General features: G+C 66.1%; 18 protein-coding genes and 5 tRNA genes. 9 read left to right on the forward strand and 14 right to left on the reverse strand.

From position 1 onward, the window contains the following. Positions 1-34 precede the first annotated feature (34 nt). Positions 35-877: an acetate metabolism transcriptional regulator RamA gene (ramA, locus tag CETAM_RS11015; RefSeq protein WP_156228891.1), complete on the reverse strand. Its 843-nt coding sequence runs from the start codon at positions 875-877 to the stop codon at positions 35-37. A 316-nt stretch (positions 878-1,193) separates the two neighbouring features. Here ramA and cysK point away from each other — a divergent pair, with 316 nt between their 5' ends. After that, positions 1,194-2,126: a cysteine synthase A gene (gene cysK, locus CETAM_RS11020; RefSeq protein WP_156228892.1), complete on the forward strand. Its 933-nt coding sequence runs from the start codon at positions 1,194-1,196 to the stop codon at positions 2,124-2,126. Between the two features lie 14 nt (positions 2,127-2,140). Beyond that, positions 2,141-2,740, forward strand: coding sequence for a serine O-acetyltransferase EpsC (epsC, locus tag CETAM_RS11025; protein WP_156228893.1), 600 nt, complete (start codon positions 2,141-2,143; stop codon positions 2,738-2,740). A 65-nt stretch (positions 2,741-2,805) separates the two neighbouring features. Here epsC and CETAM_RS11030 read toward each other — a convergent pair whose 3' ends face one another. The 5 genes from CETAM_RS11030 to CETAM_RS11050 all read right to left on the reverse strand — a co-directional run bounded on the left by CETAM_RS11030 (position 2,806) and on the right by CETAM_RS11050 (position 3,786). Further along, on the reverse strand, positions 2,806-3,099 hold the full coding sequence (locus CETAM_RS11030) for a GNAT family N-acetyltransferase (RefSeq protein ID WP_156228894.1): 294 nt from the start codon (positions 3,097-3,099) through the stop codon (positions 2,806-2,808). A 160-nt stretch (positions 3,100-3,259) separates the two neighbouring features. Then, a tRNA-Phe gene (locus CETAM_RS11035) sits at positions 3,260-3,332 on the reverse strand. A gap of 27 nt (positions 3,333-3,359) precedes the next feature. Further along, positions 3,360-3,433: transfer RNA gene (locus CETAM_RS11040), tRNA-Asp, on the reverse strand. A gap of 177 nt (positions 3,434-3,610) precedes the next feature. Then, positions 3,611-3,684 (reverse strand) — tRNA-Asp (locus tag CETAM_RS11045). A gap of 29 nt (positions 3,685-3,713) precedes the next feature. Next, positions 3,714-3,786 (reverse strand) — tRNA-Glu (locus CETAM_RS11050). Between the two features lie 158 nt (positions 3,787-3,944). Here CETAM_RS11050 and CETAM_RS11055 point away from each other — a divergent pair. Beyond that, positions 3,945-4,289: a metal-sensitive transcriptional regulator gene (locus CETAM_RS11055; RefSeq protein WP_156228895.1), complete on the forward strand. Its 345-nt coding sequence runs from the start codon at positions 3,945-3,947 to the stop codon at positions 4,287-4,289. Here CETAM_RS11055 and CETAM_RS11060 read toward each other — a convergent pair. Beyond that, positions 4,286-4,582, reverse strand: a complete 297-nt coding sequence (locus tag CETAM_RS11060) for a thiol-disulfide oxidoreductase DCC family protein (protein WP_156228896.1) — start codon at positions 4,580-4,582, stop codon at positions 4,286-4,288. The genes CETAM_RS11055 and CETAM_RS11060 overlap by 4 nt on opposite strands. 76 nt (positions 4,583-4,658) lie before the next feature. Between CETAM_RS11060 and CETAM_RS11065 the strand changes: the two genes are divergently transcribed. Both CETAM_RS11065 and CETAM_RS11070 read left to right on the forward strand, forming a co-directional pair. Next, positions 4,659-5,573 (forward strand): ABC transporter ATP-binding protein, encoded by a 915-nt coding sequence (locus CETAM_RS11065; RefSeq protein WP_156228897.1) that lies wholly within the window; start codon positions 4,659-4,661, stop codon positions 5,571-5,573. After that, complete coding sequence (locus CETAM_RS11070) at positions 5,570-7,210, forward strand: ABC transporter permease (protein WP_156228898.1); 1,641 nt, start codon at positions 5,570-5,572, stop codon at positions 7,208-7,210. The genes CETAM_RS11065 and CETAM_RS11070 overlap by 4 nt, the downstream gene beginning before the upstream one ends. Positions 7,211-7,217: 7 nt before the next feature. Here the strand turns inward: CETAM_RS11070 and CETAM_RS11075 are convergent, their stop codons facing one another. Next, positions 7,218-8,516, reverse strand: a complete 1,299-nt coding sequence (locus CETAM_RS11075; protein ID WP_197085735.1) for a DUF2254 domain-containing protein — start codon at positions 8,514-8,516, stop codon at positions 7,218-7,220. A 107-nt stretch (positions 8,517-8,623) separates the two neighbouring features. Beyond that, positions 8,624-8,696: transfer RNA gene (locus tag CETAM_RS11080), tRNA-Lys, on the reverse strand. A 230-nt stretch (positions 8,697-8,926) separates the two neighbouring features. Between CETAM_RS11080 and CETAM_RS11085 the strand changes: the two genes are divergently transcribed. From CETAM_RS11085 to cydC, 4 genes are read left to right on the forward strand one after another with little or no spacing between them, the layout of a single operon-like run. Further along, on the forward strand, positions 8,927-10,447 hold the full coding sequence (locus CETAM_RS11085) for a cytochrome ubiquinol oxidase subunit I (protein ID WP_156229496.1): 1,521 nt from the start codon (positions 8,927-8,929) through the stop codon (positions 10,445-10,447). A 2-nt stretch (positions 10,448-10,449) separates the two neighbouring features. Further along, complete coding sequence (gene cydB, locus CETAM_RS11090; RefSeq protein ID WP_156228900.1) at positions 10,450-11,448, forward strand: cytochrome d ubiquinol oxidase subunit II; 999 nt, start codon at positions 10,450-10,452, stop codon at positions 11,446-11,448. Between the two features lie 3 nt (positions 11,449-11,451). Continuing rightward, the gene (locus CETAM_RS11095; protein ID WP_156228901.1) at positions 11,452-13,032 is read left to right on the forward strand and encodes an ABC transporter ATP-binding protein/permease; all 1,581 of its coding nucleotides are present in this window, start codon (positions 11,452-11,454) and stop codon (positions 13,030-13,032) included. Then, on the forward strand, positions 13,029-14,573 hold the full coding sequence (gene cydC / locus CETAM_RS11100; protein WP_156228902.1) for a thiol reductant ABC exporter subunit CydC: 1,545 nt from the start codon (positions 13,029-13,031) through the stop codon (positions 14,571-14,573). Before CETAM_RS11095 ends, cydC begins: the two co-directional genes overlap by 4 nt. 10 nt (positions 14,574-14,583) lie before the next feature. Here cydC and uriH read toward each other — a convergent pair whose 3' ends face one another. The 5 genes from uriH to CETAM_RS11120 all read right to left on the reverse strand — a co-directional run bounded on the left by uriH (position 14,584) and on the right by CETAM_RS11120 (position 20,703). Next, complete coding sequence (gene uriH, locus CETAM_RS11105) at positions 14,584-15,528, reverse strand: uridine-preferring nucleoside hydrolase UriH (RefSeq protein ID WP_156228903.1); 945 nt, start codon at positions 15,526-15,528, stop codon at positions 14,584-14,586. 6 nt (positions 15,529-15,534) lie between these two features. Next, complete coding sequence (gene uriT, locus CETAM_RS11110) at positions 15,535-16,995, reverse strand: uridine transporter UriT (RefSeq protein WP_156228904.1); 1,461 nt, start codon at positions 16,993-16,995, stop codon at positions 15,535-15,537. 393 nt (positions 16,996-17,388) lie between these two features. Then, positions 17,389-17,562, reverse strand: coding sequence for a hypothetical protein (locus tag CETAM_RS13730; RefSeq protein ID WP_197085736.1), 174 nt, complete (start codon positions 17,560-17,562; stop codon positions 17,389-17,391). A gap of 12 nt (positions 17,563-17,574) precedes the next feature. Continuing rightward, positions 17,575-19,029 carry an NAD(P)/FAD-dependent oxidoreductase gene (locus tag CETAM_RS11115; protein ID WP_156228905.1) on the reverse strand — a complete coding sequence of 485 codons (1,455 nt, stop codon included), beginning with the start codon at positions 19,027-19,029 and terminating at the stop codon, positions 17,575-17,577. 171 nt (positions 19,030-19,200) lie between these two features. Continuing rightward, positions 19,201-20,703 carry an acetyl-CoA hydrolase/transferase family protein gene (locus tag CETAM_RS11120; RefSeq protein WP_156228906.1) on the reverse strand — a complete coding sequence of 501 codons (1,503 nt, stop codon included), beginning with the start codon at positions 20,701-20,703 and terminating at the stop codon, positions 19,201-19,203. Positions 20,704-20,750 lie beyond the last annotated feature (47 nt).

Consider the following 20,750-nt stretch of genomic DNA (forward strand, 5'->3'; position numbering starts at 1 on the left):
GAGGCGAAGACCCGACATCAGGGCAACGTGGGAATCAGGGCAGCGCGCCGATCCGCCGGGCGGCATTGACCGCCTCATAGCGGGTGTGGGCACCCAGCTTGCGCATGACGGAACGAAGGTAGGACTTCACGGTTTCGGCCCCGATACCCATCTCCTCGGCGGCCTCCACATTGGTGTGGCCGAGGGCCACGCAGGAGAGAACGTCGAGTTCGCGGGCGGAGAGCTTGGTGGACTGCTTGACCCGGACCGGGGAAACCATCTGGTCACAGAGCTGCTCGAGCTCCTTGCGCATCATCTCGTCCTCGACCCGATTGGCCAGCATGCGCAGCTTGGAGTGGGTGGAACGGACCTGCTCCCATTCGGCACCGTTCATCACCCGGCCGGACTTCACGGTCCCGGGCTTGCCGCCCTCGGCGCGTCGCAGAGCCGAGTTGACCGCGAGATCCTGCTCCAGGGTGCGGGCGGTCATGGTGACCTCCTCGATCACCTTGTCGCCCAGACGCACCGGAGAATGGACGCCGACATAGAGGACGCCCCGGATCTCACGGTTGACGATGACCGGGACGGCCACAATCGAATGCAGTCCCTCATCCTGGATCGCCCGGTCATTCTCGTGGGAGATGATGTTGGCGCGCGTGTAGTCGGACACGCCGACCGGCCGCCGGGTGGTCACCACCCTGCCGCCGACGCCGGAACCCGGCTCAATGATGAGGTTCTGCAGGGCGGGAGTGCGCAGCCCCACCCACTGGCTGATCTGCAGACGGTTGTCGGGCAGAAGCGTGGCATACATCGTGACCGGAATGCCCGTCGCGGTCTTCAGGGACGTGAGCGCCGCCCGGACAGCTTCGTCGTCATCCTTGATTCGCTGGGAATCCATGCTGAACCGTCCTCCTCGGGTACACCCGTCCAGGTGCACCCAATGGACACATCGACGGGGGTAGCTGTCTTCTACAGATGGGCATTATAACGCGACTTCGGGGGTAAACGGAATTCAATTGCGCAGATCACGGATCCACCGTTGCGGAACTGATGGTACGCCGCCAGGGGTGAGCGTCCAGGACCGGACCATACCCCCACCAGCCAGGGAAAACCGTCCGGTCTAAATGTCACATACCGTCCTGTCTAGTTAATTCGTGTATTATGGCACACAGCAACAAAGCAGTAACAGAAACGACAACAAGGAGCACAGTTTCATGGCTTTATATGACAACATCCTCGACACGATCGGAAACACCCCGCTCGTCCGCCTCCACGGCATCACGGAGGGCCTCCAGGCGGAGGTTCTGGTGAAGGTCGAGTCCTTCAACCCGGCGAGCTCCGTCAAGGACCGCATCGGCAAGGCAATCGTCGACGCAGCCGAGGCCGACGGCTCCCTCAAGCCCGGCGGCACCATCGTCGAGGCCACCTCAGGAAACACCGGCATCGCCCTGGCCATGGTCGGCGCCGCCCGCGGTTACAACGTCATCCTCACCATGCCGGAGACCATGTCCAACGAGCGCCGCGTCATGCTCCGCGCCTACGGTGCCCAGATCGTGCTCACCCCGGGTGCCGCCGGCATGCAGGGTGCCGTGGACAAGGCCAACGAGATCGTCGCCGAGCAGGAGAACGCCATCCTCGCGTCCCAGTTCGCCAACCCGGCCAACCTGAAGATCCACCGCGAGACCACCGCCGAGGAGATCTGGAACGACACCGACGGCAAGGTCGACATCTTCGTCGCCGGCGTCGGCACCGGCGGCACCGTCTCCGGCGTCGGCCAGATCCTCAAGGAGCGCAAGCCGGAGGCTCAGGTCTACGCCGTCGAGCCCTCCGCTTCCCCGCTGCTGTCTGCAGGCAAGGCCGGCCCGCACAAGATCCAGGGCATCGGCGCGAACTTCATCCCCGAGGTTCTCGACCGCAAGGTGCTCGACGACGTCATCACCGTCTCCAACGAGGACGCCATCGCCACCTCCCGCGAGCTTGCCGTCAAGGACGGCATCCTCGGCGGCATCTCCGCCGGCGGCAACGTCTGGGCCGCCCTGGAGCTGGCCAAGAAGCCGGAGAACGCCGGCAAGACCATCGTCACCGTCGTCTGCGACTACGGCGAGCGCTATGTGTCCACCATCCTGTACGAGGACATCCGCGACTAGGTAGACTCTGGCCCATGCTGTTGCTGCGAATCGCGAGAACAATCCGCGAAGACCTCCAGAACGCCCGCGAGCACGACCCCGCCGCACGCGGCAATGTCGAGAACGCCGTCGTTTATTCCGGGCTCCATGCCATCTGGGCCCACCGGGTGTCGCACTGGTTGTGGACACGGGGCCTTCGTGGTCCCGCCCGCATCCTCGCGCAGACCAGCCGCTTCTTCACCGGCATTGAGATTCATCCGGGTGCGACGATCGGCCGTCGCTTCTTCATCGACCACGGCATGGGCATCGTCATCGGCGAGACCACCGAGATCGGTGAGGGCGTCATGCTGTACCACGGCGTCACCCTGGGCGGCCAGGTGCTCACGCAGACCAAGCGTCACCCGACCATCGAGGACAACGTCACCATCGGCGCAGGCGCCAAGGTCCTCGGACCCATCACCGTCGGCGCCGGGTCAGCCATCGGAGCCAACGCCGTGGTGACCAAGGACGTCCCGCCGGACAACATCGCCACCGGCATTCCGGCGAAGAACCGTCCGCGTCGTCAGAGCGAGCGCATCAAGCTCGTCGACCCCGACTACTACGCCGCGAACGATCCGGTGGATTACAGCATCTAGAGGAAGAAAAGGCCCCAGGAGAATTCTCCTGGGGCCTTTTCGCCGCTTATCGACGTCTCTTCGACCTAGTCGACGCAAATTTCGCGGTAGTCCTCGTTCTTCTTCACGAAGTGCTCCACGGCGGAGCACGTCGTCCTCACGGAGGCACCCTCCTCGCGGGCCCAGTCCAGCGCCGCCCTGATCAGCGGAGTGGACAGCCCCTGACCCCGGAACGCCTGATCCACCACGGTGTGGTTGAAGTCCAGTACCTTCTCCTCCCGGGGCACGTAGGACGCGTAGCCGGCCTCCCGGCCGTCCACGGAGATCTCGAAACGCTTCCTGCCCTCGTTGTGGGTGATCTCGAAGTTCTTGTCTGCCATGACGGGGTCCTCCCGGGATAATCGCGGTGTGATGTATTGACAATCCATTATGCCTTCCCCACACGGGTTCGTGCAGGACCAAGATTCATGGACCGGCACACGGGCCCCCTGGGACGCAGAAAGCCCCTCACCGGTGCACTACCGGGGAGGGGCTAAACTGTGGCCAGAGCCAGGATCGAACTGGCGACCTTCCACTTTTCAGGCGGACGCTCTACCGACTGAGCTATCTGGCCGAAGACTGTCGCGAGAGACAATCTCTGCGACCCTGACGGGACTTGAACCCGCGACCTCCGCCGTGACAGGGCGGCGCGCTAACCAACTGCGCCACAGGGCCATCTTCATTTGTGCCTCGGATTGCTCCGTTGCAACGAGATGTAACATTACACAGAGCGGAATGTCTAAGACAAATCGCCAGGTCAAGGGCAGTTTTTCCGATCGGACACGGACCGTGGGCCGGCATGCGGAATGCCCCCGGCAGTTTCTGGGAAACTACCGGGGGCATTCACATCTGCGACCCTGACGGGACTTGAACCCGCGACCTCCGCCGTGACAGGGCGGCGCGCTAACCAACTGCGCCACAGGGCCAGATTTTCTTGTTGAGGAGTCACCCTCAGTACCCCCAACGGGGTTCGAACCCGTGTCGCCGCCGTGAAAGGGCGGTGTCCTAGGCCACTAGACGATGGGGGCCAGTCTTTGTTGCCAGAAGCGCTCTGGGACATGCGACTGACAAGAAGATTACTTCATTCCTGCCGTAGTTCAAAAACCCCAGGCACCGGCGTGTTTTTGTGGCGTCACGTGTTCTATTCTGAAGGCCAGTAGGACGATTCAAGAACAGGCGGGAATTCATGACCACCGGACAGCACCACCAGACCACCGACCAGGAGAGCTGCTCCTGCCACGAGCCGAACGTCCACGGCTACAACGAGAACAAGGCGAAGTACCTGGCCCGCCTGAAGCGGATCGAGGGGCAGACCCGCGGCATCCACCGGATGATCGATGAGGACCAGTACTGCATCGACATCCTCACTCAGGTGTCGGCCGTCACCTCAGCCCTGGAGAACGTCGCACTGGCGCTCCTCCAGGATCACATCTCTCACTGCGTCGCGGGTGCGGCGAAGGAGGACGGGGAGGCCGCGGAGGCGAAGATCCGGGAAGCCATGAAGGCGATCCAGAAGATGGTGAAGTCCTAGGGCATGGGCAGTCGCGCCCGGTTCGCCGCCACCCAGCGGTAGCCGGCACCCCACAGCGGATCCAGGGGCCGCAGGCACAGCACCCGACCGATGAGCCGGACCCACCGGGCCCGGCCACCCACAGCCAGGGCACAACCGATGGCCCGGTGGCCCAGCTCGTCGCCCCCCGCGGCACGGAAGATGGCGTGGTGGCGCAGCGGGAGCGGGGCGACGTCGATAAGCGGGGCGAGCCTGACCAGCCTTCCCGCGGCGGCGCGGCAGAAGGAGCAGTCACGGTCGTAGAAGAAGGTCATGGTCTGAAACGCTACGCCTCCCCGGCCCCGACCTCTTAGGCTGGAGGTGGCTTCGTTTCCCGAGGAAGGATCCACCATGGGCGACTCACACAGCCTTGCCGTCGAAGCGGTCGGGCTGACCAAGAATTTCGGTTCCGTTCGCGCGCTGGACACTCTGGATCTGCGGGTGGAGGCCGGCGAGGTCCACGGTTTCCTGGGGCCGAACGGCTCCGGAAAATCCACGGCCATCCGCATTCTGCTGGGTATTCTGCGTCATGATGCAGGCTCAGTGCGCGTCCTCGGCAAAGATCCCTGGCGGGACGCCGTCGAGCTGCATCACCGCATGGCCTATGTGCCCGGCGACGTCGAATTGTGGCCGAACCTGACCGGAGGGGAGGCCATCGACCTTTTCGCGCGGCTGCGGGGACGGATGAACGTCAAGCGCCGCGAAGAACTCATCGAACGTTTCGACCTCGACCCCCGCCGGAAAGGCCGCACCTACTCCAAGGGAAACCGGCAGAAGGTGGCGCTGATCTCGGCGCTCGCCTCCGATGCTGAGCTCCTGCTTCTCGACGAGCCCACCGCCGGCCTGGATCCGCTCATGGAGGCCCAGTTCCAGGAGGTGATCCACGAGGCCAAGAACCGCGGCCACACGGTGCTGCTGTCCAGCCACATCCTCGCACAGGTGGAGGCGCTGGCTGACCGGATCTCCATCATCCGCAAGGGCCGGATCGTCGAATCGGGCACGCTCCTGGACATGCGTCACCTCAGCCACACCGTGATCACGGTGATCACCGACCGGCCGACCGGGGAACTGGTCAAGCACGAGGGCATCTACAACGCCCACCGGGAGGGCGAACAGGTACGTTTCGACGTCGACACCGCGCACATGCCCGAGGTCATGCGCATGCTCTCGGAACTCGGCATCCGCGCGATCACCGCCACCCCACCGTCGCTCGAGCGGCTCCTGCTGCGCCATTACGGCGATGAGCCTGCGGGGGCGGAGCAGTGATCACCACAACGACGGGGCAGACCGGCCCGCTGACCGGCACGGGCACGCTCCTGCGCTTCATGCTGCGCCGCGACAGATGGCGCCTGCCCGCATGGGTGCTGGGCCTGACCCTGCTCATGGTGTACTTCTCCACCGCCCTGGGCATCGTCCTGGATGAGGAGAGCCTGGTGGGGATGGCCCAGCTGGCCTCGAGCCCCATCACGGCCCTGGTGGGCGGGCCGGGGTACGGCTTCGATGCGATCACGGTCCCTCGCTTCCTGGCGGGCCTGTACGGCACCTACCTCATGCTGGGGGCCGCACTGATGTCCATCCTGACCATCTCGCGGCACACCCGTGCGGAGGAGCAGAGTGGCCGGGCGGAGCTCGTGCTCGCCGGCGTCGTCGGTCGGCATGCCCAGCCCACGGCTGCGCTGATTCTCACGGTGCTGATGAATGTCCTGGTGGGCGTGCTCATGACCGGGGTCGTGCTCACCGCACCGCTCGAACCCACCCCGGAACTCCTCCCCACGATCCTGTTCACCACGAGTATCGCGACCGTGGGAATAGCCTTCGCCGGCGTGGCCACAACCACCGCACAGCTGTCGCCCTATTCCCGTACCTGCACGAGCCTCGCCGGCATCGTCCTGGCGGTGGTCTTCATCATCCGGGGCCTCGGTGACATGTCGCGGGTCCAGGGTGGTGACCTTGCGTGGTTGTCCTGGCTCTCCCCCATCGGCTGGGCCCAGCAGACCGCCCCCTACACGCTCAACCGCTGGTGGCCGCTGATCCTGCTGCTGGCCTTCGCCATCCTCACCTCCGTCCTGGGGTTCCGGCTGCGGGCCCGGCGCGACCTGGGTGCAGGTGTTCTCGCCGACCGCCCGGGCAACGAGCAGGCGCCGGCCTGGCTGGGCACTCCCCTGGCGCTGGCCTACCGGTTGCAGCGGGGCACGCTCATCGGCTGGTCCGTGGCGATCTCCGTCGCCGGCCTGGTGTTCGGCGCCTTCGCCCAGACCATCGAGGACAGCGCCGGGAACATGCCCCCGGAGATCCTCGCGGTCATGGGTGGCACCACCGCCATCACCGAGGGCTACCTGGGCTTCATGTCCGTGTACTTCGCGCTCATGTTCGCTGTCTACGGCATTCTGGCCGTCACCGCCCTGCGTGGCGAGGAGACAGGTCAGCGCACCGAACCCATCCTGGCCACTGCCGTGGGGCGGGTCGGCTGGGCGCTCTCCTGGGTCGCAGTCACCGCGGCCGGCGCACTGTGGCTGAGCGTGCTTGCCGGCGTCGCTGAGGCACTGGGGGCTGTACTGGTCACGGGAGAATGGTCACTGTTCTGGCCCGTAGTCCTCGGCCACAGTGTCCAGTTCGCTCCGGTGTGGCTGTTCATCGGACTCGCCACCGCGCTCTACGGACTGGCCCCCCGCCTGGTGGGCCTGGTGTGGCTCGTGTTCATCGCAGGCAGCGTACTGAGCATGTTCGGCAGAATGCTCGAGCTGAGCCAGTCGTGGCTGAATCTCTCCCCCTTCGAGCACGTCGGCCAGCACCCCGCGACCGAGGTCGGATGGACTGGCGTGGCGTTGCTGGCGGCTTCAGGCGTCCTCCTGTCGCTGCTGGGCGCCCTTGCTTTCCGACGCCGGGACCTCACCGCCACCTGACCCTGGGTCAGACGTGCGCGTCATCGTCCAGGATCCTGCGGGCACGCTCGACAGCGGGCAGGCAATGGTCGGTGGCGGCCGTCATCAGGTCGTCGACCATGGTGCGCAGCAGCCGCGGGATCATCGCGGACTGCGACCCGTAGAGATGGATCTCACCGATCACCTCGTGGAGCATGTCCGCGATGCGTTGAGGTTGGTGCACCACACGGACCCGGCCTTGGTCATCGGCGATGTAGGGGCTGGGCTCGATGACGGTGACCAGGTAGCGGAAGATCCGGTGGATCTCCTGGACACACTGGGCAGCCGTGGCCGGATCGTTGATGCCGGGGGACAACGCCCGGTCGGCGATGTCGACGAGCTGGCGGAATCCGAACGCGACGTCCTGATGAAGTTCCCGCTCGGTCCGCACCTCGATGGCGGAACGCAGAACGCGCCGGTCCCGGTCACTGAGCTCCCCGTCCCACCAGACCCGCAGCAGCGGCTGGCCGTCGACCAGGAAATCCCCCACGGGCCGGTCGAACGTGATCACCGCCTCATGCTCCGTCGACCAGGCCACCAGCTTCCGGTAGTCGATCCACACCAGTGATCCGTGGCAGTCCGCCCGGACCTCTTCCCGGGTGTCGCCGGGCCGTGGTGACCAGCCCGGCCCCTGGACCGGGCCTGCATCGCTGCCCTGCACGGGATAGAGCCGCTCGGCCAGGTTCATCGTCTCCTCCCCGATCTCCGAGATGGCGTTGGCCACCCGCATCGACGATGTGATGAACCGGATGAACGCCAGAAAGAAACCCAGACACCCGAGCACCAGCAGGAAGGCGACCGACACCGACGCGCGGGGGACGAATCCGGTGATGTCCTCGTCCTCGCTCCACACATAACGGATGACCGTCAGGGAGAACACGAAGGTCCCCAGGAACATCGCCAGGGTGGCCTGCACGATGCGGTTGCGAAGGAACCCGTTGAGCATCCGGGGACTGAACTGACTGCTCACCAGCTGAAGCACGACCAGGGTGATGGAGAAGATGAGACCGGTCACCGAAATCGTGGAGGCGGCGATGATCCCCAGCACCTCCCGGGCGGCATCCGGCCCACCCTCAAAGACGAACCCGAGCGCAGCATCGGATAAACCCTGTTCCAAGGTGGGCAGCAGGAAGCCGGACACCAGGGCCGCGCCCACGCTGACGGCCGGGATCGCCCAGAAGGGCCGCCACAGTCGATCCCAACGTGTCTCCCGGGGAATGTCCGGGATTGAACCGCGGATACGGAAACTCTCGGAGGTGCCCTCAGCGCCCTGGTTATTGTGCTGCACCACACCATTGTGGCACCGGGGAGGGCCCCCGGTGGCCCCTCGGCCCGGACCCGGGAGGAAAGCAGAAAACAACCCCCCTGCCTGAGGCCAGGCGAGGGGGTGTGCGGTGGGCCCCATGGGGCTCGAACCCATGACCTGCGGATTAAAAGTCCGTAGCTCTACCAACTGAGCTAGAGGCCCGTGGACACGATATTAGTGCCCCGCCCCCCGCTAAAGGAAACCGGGTCCACCCCCATTTTTTTCACGGCAGATGCGAGTTCAATCACGTTCCCGGAACTTTTCACCCCACTCCATCCGACAGAACAGTTAACCCCGATTTTTATTCACCTCGGCGGCACGCAGGGGCCCTCCCCCGCGCTTCGCGGGCGGGAGACAATGCCGCGCCGGCCGGGAAAGGCACTGCTGTGGAATTGGATCTAGTGGATGTTTCACGGTGGCAGTTCGGCGTCACAACCGTCTACCACTTTATTTTTGTCCCGCTGACGATGGGCCTGGCGCCACTGGTGGCGATCATGCAGACCGCCTGGCACGTCACGGGGAAGGAACGGTGGTACCGGGCGACCCGGTTCTTCGGCACGTTGTTCCTGATCAACTTCGCCATGGGTGTGGTCACCGGCATCGTGCAGGAATTCCAGTTCGGCATGAACTGGAGTGAGTACTCGCGCTTCGTGGGCGATGTGTTCGGAGCTCCGCTGGCGCTGGAGGGCCTGGCCGCGTTCTTCTTCGAATCGATCTTCCTGGGGGTGTGGATCTTCGGCTGGGGACGCCTGCCGAAGATCCTGCACCTGCTGTCCATCTGGATGGTCGCCATCGCGGTGAACGTGTCCGCGTACTTCATCATCGTGGCCAACTCTTTCATGCAGCGTCCCACGGGCGCGGCATACAACCCGGCGACCGGTCGTGCGGAGCTGATCAACATCGGTGAACTGCTGACCAACCCCATCGCGCTCACAGCTTTCCCCCACGCGGTGGCGGGCGGCTGGCTGGTGGCGGGCACGTTCGTGGCCGGTGTCAGCGCATGGTGGATGGTGCGGGCCCGTCGGAACGCGGCGGATCAGGTGGATGCGCAGGAGCTCTGGCGTCCCCTGCTGCGGATGGGCCTGTGGGTGATCGTCATCGCCACGATCGGACTGTCGATCACGGGCGATGTTCAGGCGAAGCTCATGTTCGAGTTCCAGCCGATGAAGATGGCCTCCGCGGAGGCGCTGTGCCACACGGAGGAGGACCCGTGGTTCTCCATCCTCGCCATCTCCACGTTCAACGACTGCGACTCCGTCACTGAGATCATCAGCGTTCCGTGGGTGCTGTCCTTCCTGGCAGGCGGCTCTCTCACAGGTGTGACGCTGCAGGGCGCCACCGAGCTGCAGGCGCATTACGAACAGCTCTACGGTCCGGGAAACTACACCCCGAACCTGTTCGTCACCTACTGGTCCTTCCGCCTCATGATCGGGCTGATGGTGGTGTCCGTCGCCGTGGCCGTCCTCGGCTTCTGGTTGACCAGGCGGGGTCGGACCACCGACAACCGCTGGTTCGCCCGGGCCGCAGTGCTGGCTATCCCGTTCCCTTTCCTGGCGAACTCCTTCGGCTGGATCTTCACCGAGATGGGTCGACAACCGTGGATCGTGCACCCCAACATCAGCTTCGGGCCCGACGCCCCGAACATGGAGGACGAGATCCACATGATCGTGGACTTCGGCGTCTCCCACCACTCCACCGCCACCGTGTGGACCTCCCTGATCACGTTCACCCTGCTCTATGGGGTGCTGGCGGTGGCGTGGTTCTGGCTGATGCGGCGTCACGTCATCGCCGGCCCCCTGCCGGTCGGCGCTGCCGAGAACATCGCGGAGCACACCTACGGCCCGCAGTCCGAGGAGCTGGAGCCGCTGAGTTTCAGCGGCACCCCGGTCATCACCGATGAGAAGGAGAAATAGCCGTGGATCTGCAGACTCTCTGGTTCATCGTCATCGCTGTCCTGTTCGCCGGCTACTTCGTCCTGGAGGGTTTCGATTTCGGTGTCGGCATGCTGCTGCCCTTCCTGGGCCACGGTGAAGAGGGCGCGCGGCGTCGAGACGCCGCGGTGAGAACCATCGGCCCTGTCTGGGACGGCAACGAAGTGTGGTTGATCACCGCCGGCGCTGCCCTGTTCGCGGCATTCCCGGAGTGGTACGCGACGATGTTCTCCGGCTTCTACCTGCCGCTGCTGCTCATCCTCGTCGCGCTCATCATCCGCGGGGTCGCCCTGGAGTGGCGCACCAAGGTCGACACAGCCGAGTGGCGGCGTCTCAGTGACCTCGGCCTCGGCATCGGCAGCTGGGTGCCTGCGCTGCTGTGGGGTGTGGCCTTCGCCAACCTGATGCGCGGCGTGCCTGTGGACGCTGCCCGGCAGGTCCCGTCGGGAATCGAGGGCCTGCTGGGACTGCTCAATCCTTTCGGCCTGCTCGGTGGACTGGCGTTCGTGATGATCTTCCTCCTGCACGGTGTGACTTTCCTGGGTCTGAAGACGGAGGGGGCGCTGCGGGATCGGGCGCATCGGATCGGCAGGAAACTGGCACTGCCGGCGCTGACTGTGGCAGGTGGCTTCGCCGTTTGGCTGCAACTGATGTACGGCCGCCCGGAGACCTGGGTGGCGTTCGCCGTGCTGTTCCTCTTTCTGCTGGGCGCGGTCACCCTCATGCTCCGGGGTCGTGATGGTCTGGCGTTCGCCGCCACGTTCCTGGCCATCGTGGCACTGGTGGCGCTCATCTTCGGCGCGATGTTCCCCTATCTCATGCCCACGACCCTGGCGGACGGCGTGAGCCTGGACATCTGGAACTCGGCCAGCTCCGACTACACACTGAGGCTCCTGTCCTGGGTCGCGGTCTTCCTCATCCCGGTGGTGCTCATCGCCCAGGGATGGACATACTGGGTTTTCCGCCGACGGGTGCGTGCGTAGTCGATGTCCACCAACAGGTCACCTGTGGATCCCCGCCTGCTGCGGCTGGCTCCCCCGGTGCGCTCACTGATTCTGCGCGCCGGTCTCGCCCAGGCGCTGACCACGATGCTGGTGCTCGCGAGGGGTGTGCTCATCGGCTGGGGGGCCACCCGGCTCATCGTCGAGCGTGTCTTCCCCTGGTGGGTCATCCCCGCTCTGGTTGCCGTGGTCGCCGCCCACGGCGCCGTGTCCTGGGTGGCGCAGCGCTGGTCCTCCCGGGGAGTGGGCGCCACGATCGACTCCCTGCGGGCCTCCTCCCTCGAGGCGCTGCGGCGCCGGGATCCCCGCGTCGTGCAGGAGCAGTCTGCGCACTGGCGCACCGTGCTGACGAGGGGACTGGATGATTTCCGCCCCTACCTCAGCGATTTCCTGCCCTCCCTGGTGGCGGTCGTGCTGGCCACCCCGGCCGCTCTGCTGGTGGTGTTCCTGGCGGACCCGGTCTCCGGGGTACTGGCACTGGTGACGGTGCCGCTCATCCCCGTGTTCATGGTGCTCATCGGCACGCTCACCCGCGCGCAGACCCGGCGCCGCCTGCAGATCACCGCCGCGCTCGGCGGCCAGTTGGCTGACCTCCTCTCGGGGGCGCTCACCCTGCGGGCCCTGGGCGCGACCGACCAGCCCGGCCGGGAGATCGAGGCCTCCGGGCGCAGGCACGAGAACGCCACCATGTCGGTCCTGCGGCTGGCATTCCTGTCCTCATTTGCACTCGAGTTCATCGCGACGCTCTCCGTCGCTCTGGTCGCCGTGGGCATCGGCCTCCGTCTCATCGACGGCTCCCTCGGACTCTCAGCGGGACTGATCGCGCTCATTGTCATTCCGGAGGTCTACCAGCCGATCCGGCAGGTGGGAACGAACTTCCACGCCGCGGCTGATGGCCTCGCCGCCGTCGAGGAGGTCCTCGAGCTTATCGACGCCCCCTCCCACCAGCCGCCCTTCACCCCGCAACGCCGCGAAGGCGTGGCACTGGAGGTCTCGGGGCTCTCGGTCGCAGGTCGCGACGGCACCACCCCGACCGACCTGAGCTTCCGGGCCGAACCCGGTGAGGTGACCGTGCTCCACGGCCCGAACGGTTCCGGCAAGTCGACGGCCTTCCTGGCGGTCCTCGGTGTGCTGCCGAAGAACCTGGTGCATGGTCAGGTGGTGGCCCCTGCACCGGAGGCGATCTCCTATCTACCTGCCCGCCCCGTGCTCACGCCCGGCACGGTGAAGGACAACCTCGTCCTGCTGGGCGCAGAGCCTGCCCGGGCGGAGGCGGCCGCCGCAGCCGTCGGCACCGGTGTTCCCGGTGATCGGATCCTCGGCGCCCACGGATCCGGGATCTCCGCCGGCCAGAGTCAGCGGCTGGCGCTGGCCCGCACGCTGGCCCGCGGGGATGGCGGGCCGATGCTGCTGCTTCTCGACGAACCCTCCGCCCACCTCAGCCCCGAACTCGTCGAGCACCTCGGCATGCTGCTCCGGCAGTACGCGGCCGAGGGTCACGCCGTCGTGGTGGCCTCCCACGACCGAAGGATTGCCGCCGCCGCGGACAAGGTGGTCCCGCTGTGAGACTCCTCCACTTCGCCGGGGTCCGTCGACGCGACCTGGTGCTGGCCGTCCTCGCGGGTTCCGTGACGCTGCTGTCCGCGTTGAGTCTGACGGTGCTGTCCGGTTGGCTGATCACACGCGCGTGGGAGATGCCGCCGGTGCTCGACCTGTCGGTGGCCATCACGGCGGTGCGCGCGCTGGGCATTTCCCGCGCGGTGTTCCGCTATCTCGAACGGCTGGTCAGCCACCGGCTGGCCCTTTCCGCACTGACCACCCTGCGGTCACGCCTGTTCACTTCATTGGCCGCGGACTCCTCCGGCCGCGGGCACCTGCTCACACGGGGCGACGGCCTTGTGGCGCTGGTCTCCGACACGGAACGGGTCACCGACCTCATCGTCCGGTCCATAGTGCCCCGTGGGGTCGCGCTCGTCGTGTCGGTGGCCGCGGTGCTCGGCGCCGGACTGCTCCAGCCCCTGGCCGGCCTGGTGCTGGGGCTGGGTTTCCTGGTCACCGGCGTGGCCGTCCCACGCCTGGCGGTGAAGGCTGCACGATCAGCCCGGCGCGCCGATGCCGCTGACGACTGGTCGGTGGCCCTGGACGAGATCCTGGACAACCGCATCGAGTTCGAGGCCGCGGGTCTCGGCGACGCGCGGATCCGGGCGAGCACGGCGGCGTCGGCACGCAGCAGCCTGGCCCAGGTCGCCTCCGACAGGCCCCTGGCTCCGGCGGCCGCCGCCCGGGCCTGGAGCACGGGGCTGGCGGCGGTGATCATCCTGGCCATCGGCGCGCTGACCTACACGGGGGATCCGATGTGGCTGGGCATGATGGTGATGCTGCCGCTCGCCGGCTTCGAGTCCCACGGCCAGTTGGCGGCTGCCGCCATCCACGCCGATGAGGCCCGGGGAGCCGAAAGGCGCCTGTCGGAGCTGATGGCGGGGACCGGCGGGGTGTCGATGAGCGGCGACCTCCCGGGGCTGCACCTGCGAGCGCATGACCTGCGTTGCGCATTCGGCGAGCGGACCTGGGACGTGGATCTCGCACCGGGTGAACGACTGATCATCCGCGGCCCCAGCGGCAGCGGCAAGACCACGCTCCTGCTCACGCTCGCCGGGCTCGTTCCGCCCAGGTCCGGCGAGGTCACCCTGGGTGGTCGCGACCTGGCCGCCATCGCGCCGGAGAGGCTGCGCGCGGCGGTGCGGGTGCACACCGAGGACGAGTGGCTCTTCGCCACCACCATCCGTGAGAACCTGCGGGTGGCCAACCCCACCGTTGACGACGCCACCATGCGGGAGACCCTCGACGCCGTCGGGCTCGGCGCGTGGGCCGGCGATCTGGACCTCGTGCTCGCCGACGGCGCCGGCTCCCTGTCCAGCGGTCAACGTCGCCGCCTGCTCCTCGCCCGTGCGCTGTGCTCGGATGCCCCCGTCCTGCTTCTCGACGAGCCCACCGCCCACATCTCGGCCGAGGATGCCGCCGGGCTCCTCGCCATGCTGGAGCGCGACCCCCTGCCGGGGGCGCGGGCGGATCGCAGCGTGGTGGTGGTGACCCACGAGGAGCAGTAGCGGAAAAGGGCTACTTCGACGCGACCCGGATCGCGTCGATGACGAGATCCCAGAACTTCCTGTTGTCGAGGTCCACCGCCACCTGGGTGTGACAGTCCTCCGGCGCCGGTGCGCGGAAGTCTGCCACGGTCATCCCGAGGGTCAGCGTTCCGGTCAGCTCAATGTCCACCGGCACCTTGCGGACCGACACCACATCAGGGTCAATCAGGTAGGCCACCGCGCAGGGATCGTGCACGGGCGGGTGATCGAAGCCCTGGGCGTCCTGGTAGTTCTTGCGGAACGCCCCGAAGAGTGCGACCACGAAGTCCGCGAGGTCCGTCCCCAGGGCCTTGATCTCGGCCTCGATCTCGTCGGTGGCCAGGGCCTGGTGCGTCAGGTCAAGGCCGACCATGGTCACGGGCCACGGCTCGTTGAAGACGATGTGGGCTGCCTCGGGATCGATCTTGATGTTGAATTCCGCGACCGCGGACCAGTTTCCCACGTGGTATCCGCCACCCATGAGCACGACCTCGGCCACGCGCTCCACGATGCGCGGTTCCTTGCGTGCGGCCAGTGCGATATTGGTCAGTGGTCCGGTGGGAACCAGGGTGACGGTGCCCGGCTCGTGCGCCATGACCGTGTCGATGATGAAGTCCACCGCGTGCCCCTCAGCCACCTCCACGGTCGGTTCGGGCAGCTGGTAGTCGTGGATCTCCATGCCGGTGTCGCCGTGGATGCCCTCGGCGACCTCCACCGGGCGCACCAGCGGCCGGGTGGTGCCGGCGTGGATCGGTACGTCGTTCAGTCCCGCGATGGTGCAGACCTGGCGGGCGTTGTAGGTGACCTTCTCCAGAGTCTGGTTGCCACCGATGGTGGTGATGCCGAGCAACTCGATCTCCGGGTTGCCGGCGGCAAGCAGGATGGCGACGGCGTCGTCGTGTCCGGGGTCGCAGTCGAGGATGATCTTTCGTGCCATGAGTTCTTACTCCTTGTGGTCGGCGGTACCGGCAGCGGCGGCGGCCTTTTCCTTGGCCGCCAGGGTATCGGTGATGGTTTCGGGGTCGGGGATCAGGAACGAGCAGAGGAAGGCCAGGCCGACGATGACCGCGCCGGCCGTGATGCCCGCCGCGTAACCACCGCCGCTGTCGGCGAACAGGGTGGCCACCGCGAAGAGGATGGCGAAACTGATGCCCGCGCCGAGGTTGAAGGCACCGGCGTTCATACCGGGCAGGTAGCCCTGGTTGTCGGCCGGACTGAGCACCACGCCCAGACCGTTGAGCATGATGTTGGCGATGCCGGCGTAGGTGACGCCGATGAACAGGGAGATGGCGAAGAGCACCCAACGGTTGGGCGCGTCCGCAATGAAGATCGCGATGATCAGGCCCAGGGTGCTGCCGAGGAGCCCGATCTGGAGGATGCGCTTGTAGCCGAGCTTCGCGGCCAGGGCACCGGCGATCGGGCCCATGACCAGACCTGCCAACGCGTACGGGGTCAGGGTGTACCAGGACACCACGTCCGCACCCATGCCGGCGCCGTTCTCCACATCCTGCCCGAGGTTCGGGAGGAGACCGTTCATCACGGCGAAGACACCCGTCATGGTCAGCAGGGTGGTCAACAACAGTGCCCAGGTGCGGCGCTGCTTCATGTACTCCACCGTCACCAGCGGGTGCTCCTGCCGCTTCTCGATGTTCCAGAAGGCGATGATCCCTGCCGCGCCCACTACGACGAGCACGCCGAAGAGCAGCCAGTTGGCGTCACCGAGCTTGCCGGCCTCGTTGAAGGCGGTGAGCAGCGCGCCGATGGCCACCGCCAGCGGGGCCACACCCTTCCAGTCCATGGGCGGGGTGAACTCGGCGGTGGATTCGCGGGTGAAGAGCTGCACGGTCACCACGGCGACCACGCACACCACTGCCATGACCCAGAAGATGGAGCGGAAACCGAAGTTGCCGGCCAGCCAGCCGCCCAGCAGGGCGTCCACGCCGCCGATACCGCCGTTGACGGAGGTGATGATGCCCATGAGCAGGCCGTACTGTTTCTCATTGGGGATCTGCTGGCGCAGCATGATCAGGGTGAGGGGGACGGTGGGGCCGGCGACGCCCTGGATCACGCGTCCCAGGAACAGGACCGTCACGTTCGGCGCGAGTGCGGAGACCACACAACCGACGGCGGTCAGGGCCATCATGGCGACGAGGATCTTCCGCCGCCCCACCAGGTCACCCCAGCGCGGCAGGAACAGGGAGAACAGGGCTGCCGCGGTGAAGAAGGCAGTCTGGGTCAGGCCGATCTGGGCGGCCGTGGCGCTCAGTTCCCTCTCCATCGTGGCCAGCGCGGGGGACAGCATCGAGGCATTGAGCTGGAAGGCGAAGACCGCCACCAGCAACGCGAGCACCAGAGGGATCGTCTCTGACGTCGGTGCGCGACGGACTTCTATGACATGAGACATGTAGGCACCACCTTGGGGTCAGTGGCCGGGACCTGTCTTCACGTGGCACAGGTCCCACCGGCCGAATTGCAGGGTATGAGCACATTGTCCACCCGCGCCACCACCACTGCCAAGCACCGGCCATGACCTGCAGGCAAACGATTGCTTTCTGGCCTCAATAACCCCCGCCCGGCCGTCTCCGGAGGCGGGAGACTCCCACCCCCTTTCCCCATGTCAGCCGCATGTGACACGCGCCCACCACAACAGCGGGTCGAGTCTTTTGTGAATTATCTCACATTCGTACCCGATGTGCCGATGCCTCACACCGACGGGGCTGCCCACGTCCACAGTCTCCCCGCGATGGGACACCCCTGTCGGGCCGCACGTCCCGACATTTCCCGGCCACACGCCCAGCTAGTGCTTACTGAACGCCAGCCGTGCCATCCGGGTGTTGTTCACCACGAAACGGGTGAACTGATACGGAATGCTCCTCCGGGCGCGCAGGGTTCCTTCCGTCGGCAGAGGGGCTCTGCTGAAGTCGGAAACCGGCAGATCCGGGTTACGCTCGAGGTCTGGAATGTTACTCACGGTTCTCCCTCCTTATTCCGGGATGAGATGCCAGCCCGGCCGTGCTTTGGCCTTGTAGATGAACATGTAGTGCAGCATGAGCTTGGTCCAGTGCCCCGACAGGCCGATCTCACCGCGGGTGTACCTGAGGTCACGACCGGTGGGGAAACGTTCCTTGTCCGGGACCACCGGCACCATGACCATGGCAGCGGCCGAACCTGTGCGCAGATTCGCTCCGGCCGAGGCCACGCAGGCTGCCCCGAGCCTGGCCAACGACGCCTCGTGCGGCGTCGCCTGATCCCCCAGGCGGATGCGGTCGAGGATCGTCATCGCGACGGCCTTGCCCATCTCACCGGAGGGTTGACCCGTTCGCGGCGGCGACGGGGTGATCACGGTGCCGTTCGCGGACTTGCGCGGCGTGGAGATCTGGTGCGGCGGCGCGAAGGCGATCCCCACCGCCCAGATATTGTCCCGGCCGGGAACCCGGTACGTGGCCGGCCAGTCGGAGGCGCGCCACTGGTCGTAGGGTTTGCCGGAGTAGTCGGCGTCGACCTTCATCAGGCCGTTGGGGGCGAACATCGTGTCACTGATGTCCGTGCCGTCCGGGGCGAAGGCCTTGAGCCCGACGCCACCGAAGGGTGGCAGCAGCATGGCGAAGTCGAAATTCAGGGCGTGATGCCTGCCGTCGAGGGTCTCGAAATGGACGACGCCCGGCTCCACCTTCTCCACGTGCGCACCGACGATGGCCTCGACGCCGCGCTCCCGGAAGAGGGATTCGGTCCACAGCTTCGAGGTGGTTTCATAGCCGCGCTGGTTGAACACCATGCCACCGACGCCGAAGTCACCCAGCTCCGCCTCGTTGGTCAGGTAGATCAGACGCGCCTTGTCCCGGACCCCCGCGGCACTCAACTCATGTTCCACGTTGAACGCATACTCAAATGCGGCTCCCTCACACGTGCAGATGCCGTGCCCCATACCGACCACCAGGGTGCGTTCGGCGCCCTCCTTCATCTCGTCGATGACACGCCTGAGCTCTTCGGCCGCGTGGACCGCATGGTCGGCGGTACACACCGACACCGAGTGCCCCTCCGGGCCGAGCCCCGGGGTCATCCCGAACTTCAGCTGCGGGCCGGTGGCGTTGATGAGGTAGTCGTACCTGATACGCCGGGTCTGACCCGCGCGATCCGGGTCAGTGAACTCGATGTCCACGCCCGGGCGCGCATCCGAATCGTCCCCGTCCGGCCAGATGGCGGTCGCCTTCGCCTGATGGAAGGTGACCCCGAGCCGCTGATAGACGGGTGCGAGCTTGAACAGCACCTTCTTCGCCTTCATCCGCCCGACGCCGACCCAGATGTTGCTGGGGATCCAGTTCCAGTCGGCATTCGGGGAGACGACCGTGAGTGTGGAACCGGAGGGTAGTCTCCGGCTGAGATGGAGGGCCGCGGTGTGCCCGGAGATACCCGCGCCCAGGATGACAATGTCCGCCATGACTGCTCCTGTAGGTGATGCTGGGTGGATGATGTGTCCTACCCGCACCATATGCCTGCAGGGGTATCCGGGGCAGGCGTATGACGATCACAATTCCACACCAATGACCGACGCCCCGCCCCTCCGGCGCGGATCACGGGCCGGAGGGGCGGGGCGTCAAGAAGCGGCAGGCTACTTCTTCATGGAGCCGGTCTCGAGCAGACGCTCATGGAAGGACAGAGCGGTTGCGAGGTCGTGCGGGGTGTGGTGGAACTTGGACTTGGAGGCGCGCTCGACATACTCCTCGAGCAGCGGGCGGTAGTCCGGGTGTGCCACGGCGATCATCTTGGCGGTGCGGTCACGCGGAGCCAGGCCACGCAGGTCAGCGACACCGTACTCGGTGATGACGACCATGGCGTCGTGCTCGGTGTGGTCGATGTGGGAGGCGAAGGGGACGACGGCGGAGATCGCGCCACCCTTGGCGTCCGACGGGGAGATGAAGGTGGAGATGCGCGCGTTGCGGGTGAAGTCACCGGAACCGCCGATGCCGTTCATGATGCGCTGACCGGCCACGTGGGTGGAGTTGATGTTGCCGTAGATGTCGGCCTCGATCATGCCGTTGGAGGAGATCAGGCCCACGCGGCGGATGACCTCCGGGTGGTTGGAGACCTGCAGCGGGCGGGTGATGATGTGCTTGCGGTAGCGCTTGGCCTCCGCGTTCATCTTCTCGGCGTACTCCGGGGACAGCGAGAAGGAGGTGGCGGACGCGACGGTCATCTTGCCGGCGTCGATCAGGTCGACCATGCCGTCCTGGATGACCTCGGTGTAGGCCTCGATGTTCTCGAACTTGGAGTCCAGCAGGCCCGCCATCACGGCGTTGGGAACGTTGCCCACGCCGGACTGCATGACGTAGTTGTCGTACGCCAGGCGACCACCCTGGACCTCACCCTCGAGGAAGTCGAGGAAGTAACCGGCGATCTTCCGGGACTGCTCGTCCACCGGCTTGAAGGGGGCGTTACGGTCCGGGGCATCGGTCTCGACGACGGCGACGACCTTGGTCACGTCGATGTCGATGTAGGTGTTGCCGATACGGTCACCGGTGTGCACGATCGGGATCGGCGTACGGTTCGGCAGGTGACCGATGCGGTGGATGTCCGCCATGCCCTCGAGGTCGAGGGACTGCCAGGAGTTGACCTCGATGATGATCTTCTTGGCCGCGTCCAGGTAGTCGACGTTGTTGCCCACGCCGGAGGACGGGATCAGGTGACCCTCCTCGGTGATGCGGGTGACCTCGACGACGGCGACGTCCAGCTTTCCGTAGAAGCCGTGCTCCACGTACTGGCCGGAATGGGACAGGTGGATGTCCTGGTACTTCATCTCGCCGGCGTTGATGGCGTTACGCATGATCGGGTCAGACTGGTACGGCATGCGGTAGTTGATCGCGCCGGCCTCAGCCATGACGCCGTCACAGTCCGGTGCGGTGGAGGCGCCGGTGAAGACGTCGATCTTGTAGGAGTCGCCCTTCGCCTGCGCCTCCTTGGCACGCTTGGCGATCGCGGTCGGCAGCGCCTTCGGGTAGGCGGCCCCGGTGAAGCCGGACATTCCGACCTTGTCACCGTTGTCGATGAGCTGGGCTGCCTCGTCAGCAGACATGACCTTGCCGCGCAGCAGAGCGTTGGCGATCCGATCGGACATTAAGTACCTCCTGATTATCGGGCCATCACATGGATGCGACCCGCAAT

The sequence above is a fragment of the Corynebacterium comes genome, from assembly GCF_009734405.1.
Taxonomy (GTDB): Bacteria; Actinomycetota; Actinomycetes; order Mycobacteriales; family Mycobacteriaceae; genus Corynebacterium; species Corynebacterium comes.